We start from the raw sequence: 16,030 nt of genomic DNA, 5'->3' as shown, positions 1-16,030 counted from the left end.
CCTTACTCTTTCGCCCCTCCTTTCTATCTCATAGTATTAGTTATCAAACACTTTAAAACTGTTAAATGTCTTCTTTTTTGATTAATTCTGTGCGAATCTCTTGTGGTGCTAAGAGTCCTGAATGAACCGGATAAGGTCGCTCAAGCAAGTCCAAAATGGTTTGTTGGTGTTCTGATATACGCACATTTTCTTGACTCATGTTGTAGTAACGAAGTACATATCCTTCTTCATTTTCAGCCACTTTAAAGGCTGTTGGGCAAACTTGTGGTAAGCTGAGTGCCGCATGACTCAAGAGGCTACCAGTCGCAGCAACACTTCCTTCTTGTTTAGCAACTTGAAGACTAGTGAATGGTGTTTGGAAGGCTTTAGCACGACGGAAGGCTGAGAAGCGTTCCCCTGCTTGGTGGCACTCAAGTGCAAACTCGACTTCAAACTCACGCAAGCATTGAGCTTCTGGTGTTGGGAAGTAACCCCAGTCACCTAACTCACCTGAGGCACGAAGAATGGTCACGGCAATGGTATCGTCTCCAAGGATTTCATACTCGTGCAATCCTTTATTTGCCACTGTCACCCCTTTTTCATCATCATAAAGGCTGACAAAGGCTTGTTGGTGTTGTGGATTTTCAGGATTTTCCCAAGAAGCAGCTGGTTTATTTGGTCGTGTCACCACCTCATAGATGCTTTCAGAGTCATTGCTTGGACGCGTATTATGAGTCTTAACCAAGAGACGGATACGGTGGTCCTTGGCTGTGTTAGTAAAGCGAGTCTTGAAACGGATTTGTGGATTGTCAACAAAGACGGTCATCTCTGTTTCCAGAGGAAGGGTTGTCAATTCTTCTGAGCGCCCAGCTTCACGCGTCATAAACTCGATGATGCCTCTTTGTTCCGCATCCAGTTTTTCATCTGCACTTACTGGAATTGTCAATTCATGTTTGAGCAAGATCTTGGCAAAACGAGCTGTATTTTCCAAGACCTCATAGCCTTTCAGCTCGGCGTAGATAGGCTCTGTTCCTTTTGGTTGGAAATAGATGTACTCATTTCCGATGTCACCACGGTCTTCAAAGCGAACAACATCCTCATAAGCTTCATGAGTTGTCTTGTCGTAGACCGTGATATTTTCATCCACACTTACCGTTACAAATGGCGTATCAATCACCCCATTTTGGTAAATACCATCACGGTGTTCTTGTTCTCCTTCGAGCAATTGGAAGGTTGTCCAAGAAAGTGGTGCCAGGTGAACAGGTACTGTCACGCGCACTTGTCGAGCGATACGAGCCTGGCGGAACTTGTCTTTTGGCAAATCATACTCAAAATTAGCTCCCAGATCTTCGATTTTCGCTTCTACAGCATGTCCTTCCAAGTCTTCGACACGGTAGCTTGGCAAGGTCAAGGCTGCCATCTTCTTATAGCCTTCTGTTGGGTGCAATTCCTTGAAATCACAAGTCGCCACATCAATCACTGTGCTGACAGTATCAACCTTGTCATGCAAGCCTGTGTTGATGACCGTAAAGAGATGGTCGCTTTGGGCTTCGTGGGTTGCGATTTTGCCCTTCCACTCGTTGAGAAGATTGGTCTTAACGAAGTTTCCAACTTGGTTGACCTTGGCAAAACGTGTTTCCATCTCACGGTGAACCTCGTCCACACTACAGCCACAGATACTGTCATGTGGCGCATTTTGTAGAAGGACTTTCCAAGCATAGGTCAACTGGTCCTTATGGTTGTGCCCACCAGTGATGACGGTCAATGGCTCCACCACTTGTTCTAGCAAGTTGCTATTTTCTTGGAAGGCTTGTTTGAGGTAAATTCGTGATGAAGAAGTATTGGCAAGTGTGTACCAACCATCTGTTTCTTGACTGGTCAACTCACCCGTAACGGTAGATAGTTGCTCAGGTAGAGCACTTTCTACTGCATGAACATAGTCATCAAAGGAACTATGCACAAAAGTCACATCTGGGAAGAGTTCATTGGCCACACGAATGGCTTCGCTCAGATTGCGCTGTACAGGCTGGTGGTCACAGCCGTTCATCATCAACCATTGGTTGGTCGAAGCATAGTCACGCACGTCTGACAATTTTTGTTTCCAGAAGGCCAGGGCTTCGTCCTTATCAACTGGGATTTCATTCCCGTTACTGTACCAGTTGGCAAAGAGGATACCGAGGACACGACTTCCGTCCGCACCCTGCCAGTACATTTCTGAAAACTGGGAAGTGAACTGCTCATCTTCGAGGACTTGGTTGTCAAATCCAATCGGCTTCACACCACGCCCAAAAGCTGCCACGTGAATGCCTGATTTCTGAAGGATTTGAGGAGCTTGTCCCATATTTCCAAAGGTATCTGGGAAGTAACCAATCTGGGTTGATTTGCCCCATTTTGCACATTCTGCTTGACCAATCAAGGTATTGCGAACATTGGCTTCACTTGAAATCAAGTAATCATCCTGCAAGATGTAAAAGGGACCAATTTTGAGTTTGCCTTCGTCGATGTAACCTTGGACTTTGTCGCGATTTTCAGGGCGAATTTCCAAATAGTCATCAAGGACAATGGTTTGGCCATCCAAGTGGAAACTCTTGAACTCAGGGTCATTTTCAAAGAGATCAAAAAGATTGTCAAACAATTCCACCAGCTGCATCCGATGGCTTTCAAAAGGCAGATACCACTCACGGTCCCAGTGACTATGTGAGATAATATGTACAACAACATTTTCCATGAAGTAAAACCTCATTCTAAATTTAAATTTTAACGTTTTAAATGTAAAGGTGTGATTCTGACACGAATCAGTGAAACTAAAGCGCGCTCCTTATACTCAATGAAAATCAAAGAGCAAACTAGGAAGCTAGCCGCAGGTTGCTCAAAGCACTGCTTTGAGGTTGTGGATAGAACTGATGAAATCAGTAACCATACCTACGGCAAGGCGAAGCTGACGTGGTTTGAAGAGATTTTCGAAGAGTATTAGCGAATATCCAGGTAATCCAAGACTAATTCACAGAACATCATGTTGGCCCAAGAAAACCATTCACGTGAGTAAAGCGTTGGGTCATCCACGTGGAAGCTTTCGTGCATGACACCTGTACCACCATCGCAGGCAACCAGCTGATCGAGTAAGAATTTCTTCTCTGCCTTATCTCTTGTTGTCAAGCCTTGGATAGAAAGGGCAATGGGCCAGATATAGCGATAGAAGGTATGAGAACTTCCGAGACCGCTAGCGTATTCTCCTTGGTAGAAGTATGGATTTTCAGGGCTCAGAATGGTGCGACGAGTGGCTTGATACACTTCATCGTTGACATCGCAATAGCCCAGATAAGGCGCCGCCAACAAACTTGGTACGTTTGGATCATCCATGATGCTGGCATTTCCTAAACCATCCACTTCAAAGGCATAAATCTTTTCGCCCTTGCTGTTAGTTGTGTAAGCGTAATTTTCGATGCCTTCTTGGATTTCAGACTGGAGACGCTCAGCGTCTGCCATGATGTTTTGGCTATCAGCTAGATCCAGTTCTTCAAAGATTTCTTGGACATAACCCAAGACCACTACTGCAAACATATTTGACGGAATCAAATAGCTATACTGACAGCAGTCATCACTCGGGCGAAAGGCTGACCAGGTCATACCTGTCACTGCAAAGGCAGGTCCAAAGCCATCATTTACCAAGGTGTCTTCCCTGCGGTCCGTATCACGGACAAAACGATAAGGTGAATTGTTGTGGTCTTGTTCCACTGTCCAAAGATGAAGAATTTCCTTGGTCGCTGCGACAAAAGTCTCATCAAACTGACTGGTCTCTCCAGTCTCTTTCCAGAGGAGATAAGCCAACTGCAAAGGATAGCAAAGAGAGTCCACTTCGTACTTGCGTTCCCAAATCCAACCATTAAGGTCGGTATGGTCAGTCTCGTGGTGGCCCTTCCAGTTTTCCTCAATGTTAAAGGAGTTGGCATAAGGATCCTTGAGCACCAAGGTCATCTGACGCTTAACCAAACCTGCAATAGTCTGACGCAGGAGGGCATCTCTTTTAGCCACATGCAAGTAGGGTCTGAGTTGGGCTGTCGAATCCCGAAGCCACATGGCAGGAATATCCCCAGTCAAAACAAAAGTTGAGCCATCTTCTAAAATCTCGACCGTATTGTCCAAGGTGTCTGTATAGCAACGCTCGAAGACATCCACCCACTCGGGATGGTCCTTAGCCCGCTCCGCTACTTCGTTCAGCCATTCTCTAACAATTTCTTTAGAATATACCATAAACTTTTACCTCATTCAAACAAGATTCATTTTCAGTATATAGCTTTTAGCCCAGAAAATATATACACAAATGATAGTCATTTTTCTACAAAATTGTTATATTTGAAACTCCTTTTCTAAAGACCATTTTTTCTGATATAATGTAGAAAACAGCTAAAGGAAATACCATGAAACCACTACTTGAAACCATCGATACCCGCTTTGGGACTGCTAGCAAGCATGCCTTTTCTCGGGGAAATACCCTGCCTTACACGGGCGTTCCTTTTGGGATGAATTATTTTGTGCCTCAGACCAGCGATCAGGAGGGAGCTTGGTTTTTCGAACCACATCTGCCCATCTTTCAAGGGATTCGATTAACCCACCAGCCCAGTCCTTGGATTGGCGACTACTCTTGGCTGCTTCTGACACCTATCACCGGCCAGCTTGGGGGAGATAGCCTCTTTCACCGTCAATCCTCCTATGATAGGGATAAAGCTTCCTTCCAACCTCATTATCTGAAGATTTTCTCCCTGCGCTTTCAGATTGAAACCCAGCTTACACCGACTTGCTATGGCGCTTCTATTCGTTTGGAGCAAAAGCAAGGCAAAGCCCTCTCCCTCTATCTTCACGTAGCAGATGAACTGACAGTAGAACAAATAGATAAGCGGACTCTTGCCCTGCGTCAAGAGGGAAAAACAGAGACCAACAAAAATCCGCTGATATTGTTTACTGCTTTACAAATGAATACGGATATTCTTGCTATCAGCCAAGAAGAGGGAGACTGGCGAATTGACTTAGCAAGCAGTCAAGCCGAGATTCAACTAGCAACTTCTTTCATATCGCCTTCTCAAGCTCTGCTTAATCTACCTCAAAAGGACTTTGACAGCTGTAAAGTAAATGCGAAAGCGGACTGGGAAAATCTCCTCCATCGTTTTGACATACTAGAGACAGGAGAGACTGACAGGACCTTCTTTGATCACTGCCTCTACAGACTCTTCCTCTTCCCGCAGACTTTTTATGAAGTTGATGAATCAGGGCAAGCCATCCACATGGATCTGGCTACTGGTACTGTCAAGCCTGGTGTCCTCTTTAGCAACAATGGTTTCTGGGATACCTTCCGCACCACCTTCCCCCTCTTTGCCCTTATCATACCGGAACACTATCGTCTCTTTTTAGAAGGCTTTCTCAATAGCTATCGCGATACTGGATTCCTTCCAAAATGGCTAGCTCCAGACGAACGGGGTATGATGCCTGGTACCCTTTTAGATGGCATTATCGCAGACAGCGCCTGCAAGGACATGGCCCCCGACCTAGAAAAAGAACTCCTTCAAGCCATGCTTGAAACAGCCGCTAAGTCCGACCCTCTCGGCATCAATGGCCGCCACGGACTAGCCCAATACCAAGAACTGGGCTACCTCTCTACCGACCACCACGAAAGCGTCAGCCATACCCTAGACTATGCCTATAGTGACTTTTGTATCGCCAGCTGTGCCGAAAAGCTTGGTCAGAATGACATCGCGGAAACTTATAGAACTTCGTCACAAAATTACCGCAATCTATTTGATGCTGAAACAGGCTACATGCGTGCGCGAGATAGTCAAGGAAACTTCCGCCCTGACTTCTCTCCCTATAGTTGGGGACGAGACTACGCTGAATGCTCTGCCATTCAAGCGACTTTAGGCGTTCTCCACGACATCCCAGGCTTAATCCAGCTTATGGGTAGAAAAGAAGCCTTCAGCAATTATCTTTTGAAAGCCTGTCAGGGTGCTCCCCTCTTTGAAACCACCGGCTATGGTTACGAGATTCACGAGATGAGCGAGATGGCTACCGCTCCTTTTGGGCAAATCGCCATTTCCAACCAACCGAGCTTCCACATCCCTTATCTCTTTCGCTATAGCGACTACCCTGACTACACTGCTCTACTCATCAAAACCTTGCGTCAGAAAGCCTTTCACCCAAGCTGGCAAGCCTATCCTGGCGATGAGGACAATGGCAGTCTCTCTGCTTGGTATATCTGGTCAGCTCTTGGATTCTACCCGACCTGTCCAGGCAAACCAAGTTACGATCTCGGAATCCCTCTCTTTGACCATCTCCGTATCTACCTGGCTAAGGAAAATAAATGGCTGGATATCCATGCCAAGCAAAACCACAGCCACTTCAACTTTGTCAAAGAATATCGATTGGACAAGACCATAGTATCTAGCATTCAACACCAAGACCTCTTGAAAGCTGAGCAACTGACCTTCACCCTCAGCTGGCTACCAAATCACTCCTAACCAAAAGAACCTTTGCATCGCGCAAAGGTTCTTCTTTTATGAAACTTGGACCTGAAGCTGGTCAACCAGCTGACCATCTACCATCAAATTCAGATAAAAATCTAAGCTTTTATCTCCTGAAAAATACAAGGTTGGTAGCGTTAGCCTTTTTTCAACCTCGCCAACTTGAAACGCAAGGGCTTGAATCTCGTCCCAATAGGCGACACCATGCACACCCGTCCCTGGTTGAATCGAAATCTTAGCTTCTAAAGGACTGCTAGATTCTCTTCGCTTCACTGTAAAGTGGACATTTTCTCCCTTGGTCACAGCCAGACTTTTTTCTGAAAACTCTAGTTGCTGAACAGCTTCTTTTTTTGACAAGCTAGGTGTTTTATAGAGTGAAATCTTGGTCAACAAAGGCAAAGCCTGTGCCTCTGTAATGGTCACGCGTATCTTCTGCGCCTCAACGACTGATCCTCGTAAGAGACGTTTGTAGCCAACAGTATAACCAGACCCAAACTCCTGCCAGACACCATCCAACTCTACCTGAACATGAAAAGCAGCGATGCGTTGCCCCAACTTCAAATCTTCTCTTAACTCAATCACATCAAATGTTTTAGGTGATCCTAAATCGAGCTCTAATTGGATTGGCAACTCTGAATCACTTGCCCATGAACTAGTTTCCAGTCCATCTGTCAGATGATGACAGGCAAAGTCTGGTGATAGAGCAAGTCCAGATACCTTGGCTCCCAGAGCTAAATCTTCCCTATAGAGTGTGTCACGGTAGGCAGCAAATTCATACAGTCGCCGGATATCCTTTTCGTCAAAGAGTCCATCTTGGTTTGGCGGAATATTGAGTAAGAGAGGTGTACCCCGACCCACCGAGTGAAAGTAGATTTCGACCAATTCCTCGAGAGACTTGGGGTCCTGATCCTCATGGTAAAACCAGCCCGGCCGAAGAGAAACATCTGCCTCACCGATTGAAAATAGCGTCCCAAAGGGGTCTCCGTGCTGTAGATAATCTAATTCCGCCTCTGTTCCTAACTGGTCTGGTTTGACCTTTTGCCACAAGGGATCCCCTGCATAGCCTCGTTCATTTCCAATCCAGCGGATACTGGTCCCTTCAGTTGAGAAAATCAAACAATCGCCTTGCAAGTCACGAATGGTTTCAAACCAAGTCTCAAACTCATAGTTGACCTTCTGGGCCCCTTCGCCTCGAGCACCATCCATCCACACCTCAGTGAACTTCCCAGCATTGCCATAAGCAGGATTTGACAAGATTTCCTTCAATTGAGCCAGATAGTAGGCATTGTAATCCGCTTCTCGGTCCACGTGATAGAGGGGACTGTGAGCATCCCAAGGAGACAAATACACTCCCATATCCATGTCAAACTCAGTTGCAGCCTGGGAAACTTCAAGGAGCAAGTCCCCCGCTCCTTTCCTCCAAGGGCTAGCCTTGACCGAATAATCTGTATGGGCTGACGGATAGAGCACAAAACCATCGTGGTGCTTGACCACCAAAATCAGCTTTTTAAAACCCGTTTCTTTGAGCACTCGAATCCATTCACGCGCATCCAACTTGGTCGGGTTAAAACGCTTGGGATCCTCTTGCCCACTTCCCCATTCTTGGTCATAAAAGGTATTGGGACCAAAATGGATAAAGGCAGCTAGTTCATCCTCTAAATAATCCAGCTGGGCCTGGCTTGGTAATGGTCCATGTGGTTTTATGTTCGTCATCATCTCGTATCTCTTTCTCTTGTTCACAAAGTTATCCACAACTTGTGGATAAGAAAACATTCCTAAAAACTAGTTTTTTCAGTCTCTAGCTCACCTGTCACCTTAAACATACCTTTGTCAAATAGTTCTGTACTAGGGTTTCTACTAGCTTTCTAGAAAGTCACTAATATACGGAACTATTTTCAGGATACTTCAACACCCTGAGTTGTATGTCATTTCCTCCAAGACTTATCCACAGACTGTGAATAAACTAGTGTTCCAGACCGCTCTCTCTTTGACTATAACAAAAAGCGATAGCAACGTCAATATGACTAAGATCCCTTCCTAAATCCCCTGAAAAGATTCTATAATTTGTACAATCGTAGCTTTTGCATTCGCCAGCTAGTGAGAAGCAGCCAGTAGAAAATGACTGCCTTATCACATTGTGAACAGCACAACTGTGGTACTATAATACCTAACAACCTAATCGTTTCTAGCAAAAAATCCCGCAGATTTGCGGGATTCTCTCTTGCATCAATGCGCCAACATTTCTTGAGCGATTTCTTGGCCAGATAGGTTATCTGGGTAGTAGGTTGGCCAGTTATCCATCTCTTCAAAGAGGGCTTCTTGGCTAGTACCTCCAAAGAAGATATGGAAATGTCCTGCCTTAACTGGGGCGATATTGTGGTCACTAAACTGAACATACTTGAATTGTCCAGCGTCCGCATCTGTCGCTTCAAAGAGGAAGCGCACACCACGGTTGCCTTTCTTATATGTCAAGATTTTCTTGCCGACATACTTGTAGGTGAATTTCTTGCTTTGGCCACCTTGAACAAATTCCATAGTGTTGTCCGTGATGTTGATCTTAGTCACATCTGTCTGATAGCCTTTTCTATAGTAAGCCTTGTACTCATCCTTGGTCATCTTACCAGTCAACTTAGCCTTGTAGTCAAAGACTTGATCAAAGGTCCCATCTTCAAGGAAAGGATAAACTGACTGCCAGTTGCCAACATAGTCACTCAAGGTACGATCTTTGACATCTGCATCCTCAAAGTAACCGTTGTGAACTGTCTTAGTGTTTTCTTCCTTCTCTGGCTCGATTTCTGGTCCTTCTTGGTCCGTTGTTTGTTTCAAAGCCTTGAGGTTTTTCTCCATCACAGAGATATAGTCCTCACCATCCTTGGTTGCTTCTTCTGTTAGACTTTCTAGCGGATTGAGCACGTCTAGTTTGACACCTGTTTCTTTTGAAAGTGTATTGGCGAGGGCTTGTGAGGCATTTTCTTCAAAGTAGATATAAGAAATCTTGTTTTTCTTAATATACTCTGTTAATTCTGCCAAACGTGCTGCTGATGGCTCTGCATCTGGTGATAGACCTGAGATGGATACTTGCTTGAGACCATAGTCCAAGGCAAGGTAGTTAAAGGCAGCGTGCTGGGTCACAAAGCTCTTTTGTTTAGCTTGAGACAAGCCATCTGTGTAGGCCTTGTCCAAGACTTGCAATTTTTCGATATAGGCAGCAGCGTTCTTTTCAAAAGTCTCTTTTTTATCAGGATAATCTGCTGACAAGCTGTCACGGATATGCTCTACCAGTTTGATGGCGCGTGCTGGTGAAAGCCAAACATGAGGATCGTAGTCGTGATGGTGACCCTCGCCGCCATGATCATGCCCTTCCTCTTCTTCCTCACCTCCTGGTAGGAGCAGCATATCACCTGTCGCCTTGATAGTTTTCACCTTTTTCTTATCCAAGGATTCTAGCAATTTTGGAACCCAAGTTTCCATGTTTTCATTTTCATAGACAAAGGTATCTGCATCTTGGATTTTGGCAACTGCCTTGGCAGACGGTTCATACTCATGGGGTTCTGTACCAGCACCGATGAGGAGTTCTACATTAGCAGTATCTCCTGCGACTTGTTTGGTAAATTCGTAGACAGGGTAAAAGGTTGTCACGATATTTAGCTTCCCATCTGCCTGTTTTTGATTGGAACAAGCCACTAAAAACAGGGCACATAGACTAGCTAGTAGTAAGCTCAGTTTTTTCATTTCATTCTCCTATTTGATAAAACGTTTCAGTAGACTGACTAACAAAAAGACAGCTACAAAGATAATGGTGATACTAGCACTGGCAGGGGTTTCTGCATAGTAGGAAATATAGAGACCTGCCACCATTCCCAAAAAGCCAATAGCGCTGGCTAGTAACATAACGGATTTAAAGTTTTTCCCCAGACGAAGGGCAATGCTAGCCGGCAAGACCATAATGGTCGACACCAAAAGGGCTCCTGCAGCTGGAATCATAAGGGCAATGGCCACCCCTGTCACCATGTTAAAGAGGATAGACATGGTACGAACTGGCAAGCCATCTACAAAAGCCGTGTCCTCATCAAAGGTCAGGATATACATTGGTCGCAAGAATAAGAAAGTCAAGAGTAAAACGACCGCCGCAATGGCAAAGAGGAATAGCACCTGCTCCTGGCTAATGGTTACAATCGAACCAAAGAGATATTGGTCCAAACTCATGGAACTCGAACTTTTCCCCTTACTCATGACAATCAGAGACACTGCAAGTCCTGTTGACATGAGGATGGCTGTCCCGATTTCCATAAAGTTCTTATAGACTGTCCGGAGATACTCTAGAAAGACCGCTGCGATCAAGACAATAGCAATGGTTGAAATAGTTGGAGAAATTCCCAAAACCAGACCAAAGGCTACCCCTGACAGAGAAACGTGACTGAGGGTATCACTCATGAGACTCTGACGACGTAAGATAAGGAAGGTCCCAAGAACTGGAGAAAAGAGACTCATGGCAATGACCGCCAAGAAGGCACGCTGCATGAAGTCATAAGATAACAAACTAAGCATGGTCCACCTCCTGGTCGCTTTCGTGAACGTTAAAACAACGCCATGGCGAATCTTGGTTACGAACCAGATGGATATTGCGATCCGCATAGTCCTTGACTTCCTCAGGGTCATGGGTAATCATCAAAACAGCCTTGCCATGATGATGAGCACTATGGTGCATGAGTTCGTAAAATTCATTTTTGCTTCCTGCATCCATCCCTGTCGTCGGCTCATCCAAGACGAAGATATCTGGGTCAGAAGCAAACATCCGAGCAATCACTGCTCGTTGCTTTTGCCCTCCCGAGAGGGACCCAATTCGTTTGTCACGGTGTTCCCACATACCAACCGAGTCTAGACTAGCCTTGATATGCTCCTCATCATGGGCATTCAAACGACGGAACCAGCCCTTTCGCGGATAACGACCCGACTTGACAAATTCATAAACCGTACTTGGAAAACCAGCATTAAAACTGGCAATCTGCTGGGGAAGATAAGCGATCCTAAGCTTTTTCCCATGAGTGTTTGTCTTTGAGATGGTTACCTTACCAAATCTTGGTTGCAAGATGCCTAGACTTGCCTTAATCAGCGTCGTCTTGGCAGCTCCATTTTCACCAGTCAGGGTGACAAACTCCCCACTATCAACACTGTAGTTGATATGTTCGAGGACAGGTTCCTTGTCATAATAGAAAGACAAGTCCTCTACTGTAATATACCGCATTATTTGATTTCTCCTACTAAAGCAGTTAAAAACCGCTGGATAACTTCTTGTTCATTTGGAGTAAACTGACTTGCCACTTGTTCATAGGCTAAGAGCGTGTGTTCATGATGATGGTGGTGTTCCTCTGCCACTGGTCGAGCCAGCTCTGTCAGTTGATAAAAGATCACACGCGCATCTTTGGGATCTCTGGATGTCTCTAACATACCCTCTTTGACCAAAGATTTGATAGCCTTGGTCACTGCCGCCTGACTGACATTAAGGCGACGGGCCAACTCCGAGTTGGTTAGGGATTCTTCTGACAAGAGCATGAGGATGTGTTCCTGAGTATTGGTCAAGGCAACGTCACTCGTGCAATGCCCGATTAGAATTTCATGCTGGTTCTCAGATCTCAAGATCACCTCGTTTAAAAAGTTATCGATTTCCTGCGCAAGCTGTCTCATGTGTTACTCCTTCCCTAGCTATCTTTTTCGTAAAAAAACATAGATAGCCACCGATTCTTTACTGGTTAATTATATCATAAACCAAAAAAGAGTCAAGGGAAAAAGGCGTAAAAACGTTTCCCTAGACTCTTCTAGATATGAAATTTAACCTATTTTTGCTTTGGTTTTCGGCTCGATAAGATACCTGCCAGACCAGCTACCATTCCCATCAAGAGCAAGAAGATGGATTGTTCACTTCCTGTATTTGGGAGAGCTTTTTCTGAGACAACCGCCTTCTTGCTAAATTGACCTGCCACCTCATAAGTAAGTGGTACATTTGTAGTCGCATCGTTAGCAGCCGCATTCGTTTGAGGCGTTTCTACTGGTAGACTAAAAGTTGTAGAATCCACAGAAATCGTCCGTGAGTTCGGATTGATCTTTTCATACTGGGTCAAATCAGCGGTTTTAAGATACTCTTCAAAGGCTGCATCCATAGAAGGACCTTCTTCTCGCGCACCACCTAACATAGTGTAACCATCACCACCTGCAGCTAGGAAATCATTGGTTGCAAGATAGTAAGTTTTTGCAAGGTCTAGAAGATCATAACGACCAGTCGTGCGGTTTTTGACCTGGATGGCCAAGACACGTTTACCTGATGGTAGGTTGGTATCATAGTAGACCTTCACACCTGAAACTTGCAAGAAACCACCACTTGGTTCTAACAATGGTTGTCCGTTCTCATCCAAGACCTTCTTGCCATCTTTATCGACCTGCAAGATAGATCCGAGTGACTTTTCAAACATATCCAAGACTTGTTGCCCAGTCACTTGGATTTGTGAGATGGTATTTCCAAACGGAAGAACGGCAATGACATTTCCTTTAGTAATTGGTTTGCCTTTTGCAATGGTTTCACGCAAGCCACCACCATTTGTCACAGCGATGTCTGTCGGATGGCTAAATCCTGTTTGACCATACTGATAGAGCGAGTCCGCTACGACGTTTCCGAGGTTAGTTTCACGAACCCGAACATTTTCACGATCTCCGTTGAGTTCTACAGGGCTGTTTGAAACGACTTCAACAGCATTTTCAGCATCGTATTTTTGTTTAATGTCTTTGACTAGTTTTTCAACTGTTGGATTGGCTGGTAATTTTTTAGCATCAGCAGCCGGAATCTGAGTTGGATTGCCCAAAAGCTGACGTGATTTGTAGGTGATTTTCCCTACATTATGAAGGTAACTCCCTGTTTGGTTATAGGTAACATTGTCTCCATAGGTCGTTGATTCTACTGTATGAGAGTGACCGTCGATTACTGTTACGCGTTTCCCTTTCAAACGAGGATTTTTAGACAAGGCTTCTGCCAAAGTTGAACCACGCCATTCGACTGGGGTTGTGGTATCTACACCCAAGTGAGCGAGCACAACATAGTGTTTGTAGTCCTTACCTTCTGCACGAGCCTTGGCTTGAACTTCTTCGATGACCTTATTGACTTCAGAGATTGGATCTGTAAAAGTTACCCCTTTGACATTTTTAGGGTGAGTTTTGGTTGCTGTTTCAGGTGTTGTCACGCCGATTACAACAAATTCATCACCTTCCACAGTCTTATCTTTATCAACGATTGTAGAAGCTTCAAAAAGACGAGCTCCATTGACATAGGTATTTGAGCTAAGTAATGGGAATTTCAAGATTTCCTTGTATTTTTTAACTTCATCAAGACCAAAGTCAAACTCATGGTTTCCTACTGCCATGGCATCATACTGCATCTGATTAAGAATTTCAGCACGCGCTTCACCCTTAGTAGAGTTGGAAATCGGTAAACCTTGAAAAGCGTCTCCCGCATCAACTACCAGAGTATTTTGATTTGACTTCGCACGCTCCTGTTCAATGACAGTCGCTAACTTGGCATCTCCAATTACTCCCTTTTCCTCTACAATACGACCATGGACATCATTGGTGTGTAAGATAACGGTGTCCTTTTCTTCGCTTTTGGTAGATTCAGCAGGAGCTGACGGAGTTTCTGCAGGTACAACCGCTTCTGAAGTTGCCGAAGTTTCCGGTACCGCAGGGCTCTCAACAGGAGCTGGAGTCGCCGACGTAGCTGGAGTCGCTACAACAGCTGAACTTTCTGCAGGAGTTGTTGCTTCTTCAGCATAGACTTGTCCAGCTAAGAAGGCTGGAGCTAACAGGGCTGTCGATAAGACAGGTAACAAAGAACGTTTGTTCATTTTAAAATCCCTTTCTTTTCTTTTTCTCTTTTATATTATACGCTATTTCTAAAAATTTTGAAACTTTTGACCTATTTTCATCTTAAATATTCGCCATTTAAACAAAAAAGCTTGGGTTTAAATCCCAAACCTTTAGACCATTTTATTTGAAATCTTTGATGTTCCCATCATAGGTCGCCCAGTCCTTGCTAAAGAAGCGGTCATTCATCTTGTAGTCTGGAGCTGGTTTCGGATCCGTCAAGAAAGGATTGACAACCTTATCAAAAGCCAGCCAACCTAACCATCCTAGATGAATGGTGTCCTTAACAAAATAAGGGTCCCCTCCATTTTTTGAAAAATCAGCAATATTGGTAAAACCCTGACTTTCTAATTGGTAACGAATTTTCTCCACTGCATGTTGATACATCTCTTCGCTGAGCCCTGTGTACTCCATCCACTTCTTGTTAACCGGCTGAATGACAAAGAGCACATTGACATTCGACTTAGCAAATTGATTGAGGACCAGCTGCAAATCATTGTATTCAGAGGACTTGAGGAAGTTGTAATTTTTTTGATACCCTTCCCATTTTTTTAAATCCTTTTGAATCTCTCTCGTATAGAAATGATTTTCCATCCCCATATCGTTATTGGTCGTATTTGCTTCTGCGTCCTTACGAACAATTTTTTCTAACTCATCATAAGAAAATTGATCCGGAAGATCTTTTAAATAGTTCTCCACGTGTTCCTTGTACTTGAGTTGTCCTCGAATGGAGAATTGTCCAAAGAGAGCGGATTGTTTTTCGTTGAATCGCGCAAAAATATCAATAGCAACCTGATCAACATCTGATAATTCTTCACCCTTTGACAGTTTTTGAACAATGCCTTTCAATGCAACATTAGGATTCTGCTTTAACAATCGAATAGCCGCATGCTTTGCAGCAATGTCACCAGATTGATTTCCCAAAAAAGCTGTTAATTGGTCACTGTTAAAAAATCTCTGAAACGCTGCGGGTTCATAATCTGTCTCCGTAAACCACTGAGGCGAAATCACAAATACAGCCTGCTTATTCTCTATTTCTGGCAAAATTTGCTGTAGACCAAAATATTGATTGAGAGAGGCTGCTCCTGCTTGACCTAGAAAGTAAGGACGATAGGGACGATGGTATTTTTCTGCTAAAACAGCTGGATGGACACTATCAAATCGAATCCATTCACTGGACCCTAGAAAAGGAATAAAACGCATATTTGGATCCGTAAGAGCCCTTACTTTTTGGCTTCTCTCTTTAAAACTCTCTGCACTAACAGAAGCCGCCGAGTATTTCTCCTCCGTCAGATTATGGCTTGTTGTACCTGGATAAAAAAAGATGAGTAGAAGAACCAAAAATCCAGCAATGAAGATAGGCCCGAAGATCAGCCACAAGCGTTTAAGCATTCTTCAACTCCGTAATACCTTCTACGATTTTATTAGCCGTATTCCAGTCATCACGACCGAACTCCGTCACTGGAACACGAATGTCAAAACGGTTTTCAATCTCCACAATCAATTCAACCGTTCCCATGCTATCCAAGACACCGGCATCAAAAAGATCTTCATCCATCATGTCAGAAACATCTTCCATAAACAACTCATCAATAATTTCAATAACTTCTGATTTGATATCCATTTTTTATATCCTT

General features: G+C 44.3%; 11 protein-coding genes. 1 reads left to right on the top strand and 10 read right to left on the bottom strand.

Annotated elements, in window-relative coordinates:
• Positions 1 to 61: 61 nt before the first annotated feature.
• Both HMPREF2885_RS00390 and HMPREF2885_RS00380 read right to left on the bottom strand, forming a co-directional pair.
• The gene (locus HMPREF2885_RS00390) at positions 62 to 2,707 is read right to left on the bottom strand and encodes an alpha-mannosidase (RefSeq protein ID WP_070656843.1); all 2,646 of its coding nucleotides are present in this window, start codon (positions 2,705 to 2,707) and stop codon (positions 62 to 64) included.
• Between the two features lie 242 nt (positions 2,708 to 2,949).
• Positions 2,950 to 4,230 (bottom strand): glycoside hydrolase family 125 protein, encoded by a 1,281-nt coding sequence (locus HMPREF2885_RS00380; protein ID WP_049501073.1) that lies wholly within the window; start codon positions 4,228 to 4,230, stop codon positions 2,950 to 2,952.
• Positions 4,231 to 4,397: 167 nt separating this feature from the next.
• Between HMPREF2885_RS00380 and HMPREF2885_RS00375 the strand changes: the two genes are divergently transcribed.
• Positions 4,398 to 6,485: a GH92 family glycosyl hydrolase gene (locus HMPREF2885_RS00375; protein WP_070656841.1), complete on the top strand. Its 2,088-nt coding sequence runs from the start codon at positions 4,398 to 4,400 to the stop codon at positions 6,483 to 6,485.
• 36 nt (positions 6,486 to 6,521) lie between these two features.
• Here HMPREF2885_RS00375 and HMPREF2885_RS00370 read toward each other — a convergent pair whose 3' ends face one another.
• The 8 genes from HMPREF2885_RS00370 to dltC all read right to left on the bottom strand — a co-directional run bounded on the left by HMPREF2885_RS00370 (position 6,522) and on the right by dltC (position 16,017).
• On the bottom strand, positions 6,522 to 8,201 hold the full coding sequence (locus tag HMPREF2885_RS00370; protein ID WP_033584816.1) for an alpha-L-fucosidase: 1,680 nt from the start codon (positions 8,199 to 8,201) through the stop codon (positions 6,522 to 6,524).
• 513 nt (positions 8,202 to 8,714) lie between these two features.
• The gene (locus tag HMPREF2885_RS00365; RefSeq protein ID WP_000736542.1) at positions 8,715 to 10,220 is read right to left on the bottom strand and encodes a zinc ABC transporter substrate-binding protein AdcA; all 1,506 of its coding nucleotides are present in this window, start codon (positions 10,218 to 10,220) and stop codon (positions 8,715 to 8,717) included.
• Between the two features lie 9 nt (positions 10,221 to 10,229).
• Entirely contained in the window at positions 10,230 to 11,036 is an 807-nt protein-coding gene (locus HMPREF2885_RS00360; protein WP_000950027.1) for a metal ABC transporter permease, read from the bottom strand.
• Entirely contained in the window at positions 11,029 to 11,733 is a 705-nt protein-coding gene (locus HMPREF2885_RS00355; protein ID WP_001269482.1) for a metal ABC transporter ATP-binding protein, read from the bottom strand. Before HMPREF2885_RS00355 ends, HMPREF2885_RS00360 begins: the two co-directional genes overlap by 8 nt.
• Positions 11,733 to 12,173, bottom strand: coding sequence for a zinc-dependent transcriptional regulator AdcR (adcR, locus tag HMPREF2885_RS00350; protein ID WP_001249328.1), 441 nt, complete (start codon positions 12,171 to 12,173; stop codon positions 11,733 to 11,735). Before adcR ends, HMPREF2885_RS00355 begins: the two co-directional genes overlap by 1 nt.
• A 149-nt stretch (positions 12,174 to 12,322) precedes the next feature.
• Positions 12,323 to 14,374, bottom strand: a complete 2,052-nt coding sequence (nt5e, locus tag HMPREF2885_RS00345) for a cell surface ecto-5'-nucleotidase Nt5e (RefSeq protein WP_001042700.1) — start codon at positions 14,372 to 14,374, stop codon at positions 12,323 to 12,325.
• 142 nt (positions 14,375 to 14,516) lie between these two features.
• The gene (gene dltD / locus HMPREF2885_RS00340; protein WP_000919834.1) at positions 14,517 to 15,785 is read right to left on the bottom strand and encodes a D-alanyl-lipoteichoic acid biosynthesis protein DltD; all 1,269 of its coding nucleotides are present in this window, start codon (positions 15,783 to 15,785) and stop codon (positions 14,517 to 14,519) included.
• A complete protein-coding gene (gene dltC / locus HMPREF2885_RS00335) occupies positions 15,778 to 16,017 on the bottom strand; it encodes a D-alanine--poly(phosphoribitol) ligase subunit DltC (protein ID WP_000351972.1) in 240 nt (79 codons plus the stop codon). The genes dltD and dltC overlap by 8 nt, the downstream gene beginning before the upstream one ends.
• Positions 16,018 to 16,030: the final 13 nt, after the last annotated feature.

The sequence above is a fragment of the Streptococcus sp. HMSC062H02 genome (assembly GCF_001813005.1).
GTDB classification, from domain to species: Bacteria; Bacillota; Bacilli; order Lactobacillales; family Streptococcaceae; genus Streptococcus; species Streptococcus oralis_S.
This window is presented reverse-complemented; position numbering and strand designations above follow the sequence as displayed.

What these genes read in the sequence shown, in the direction of transcription:
- dltC (WP_000351972.1), bottom strand. Translation starts at nt 16,017, where the DNA reads ATGGATATCAAATCAGAAGTTATTGAAATTATTGATGAGTTGTTTATG.
- nt5e (WP_001042700.1), bottom strand. Translation starts at nt 14,374, where the DNA reads ATGAACAAACGTTCTTTGTTACCTGTCTTATCGACAGCCCTGTTAGCT.
- HMPREF2885_RS00375 (WP_070656841.1), top strand. Translation starts at nt 4,398, where the DNA reads ATGAAACCACTACTTGAAACCATCGATACCCGCTTTGGGACTGCTAGC.
- adcR (WP_001249328.1), bottom strand. Translation starts at nt 12,173, where the DNA reads ATGAGACAGCTTGCGCAGGAAATCGATAACTTTTTAAACGAGGTGATC.
- HMPREF2885_RS00380 (WP_049501073.1), bottom strand. Translation starts at nt 4,230, where the DNA reads ATGGTATATTCTAAAGAAATTGTTAGAGAATGGCTGAACGAAGTAGCG.
- HMPREF2885_RS00365 (WP_000736542.1), bottom strand. Translation starts at nt 10,220, where the DNA reads ATGAAAAAACTGAGCTTACTACTAGCTAGTCTATGTGCCCTGTTTTTA.
- dltD (WP_000919834.1), bottom strand. Translation starts at nt 15,785, where the DNA reads ATGCTTAAACGCTTGTGGCTGATCTTCGGGCCTATCTTCATTGCTGGA.
- HMPREF2885_RS00370 (WP_033584816.1), bottom strand. Translation starts at nt 8,201, where the DNA reads ATGACGAACATAAAACCACATGGACCATTACCAAGCCAGGCCCAGCTG.
- HMPREF2885_RS00355 (WP_001269482.1), bottom strand. Translation starts at nt 11,733, where the DNA reads ATGCGGTATATTACAGTAGAGGACTTGTCTTTCTATTATGACAAGGAA.
- HMPREF2885_RS00390 (WP_070656843.1), bottom strand. Translation starts at nt 2,707, where the DNA reads ATGGAAAATGTTGTTGTACATATTATCTCACATAGTCACTGGGACCGT.
- HMPREF2885_RS00360 (WP_000950027.1), bottom strand. Translation starts at nt 11,036, where the DNA reads ATGCTTAGTTTGTTATCTTATGACTTCATGCAGCGTGCCTTCTTGGCG.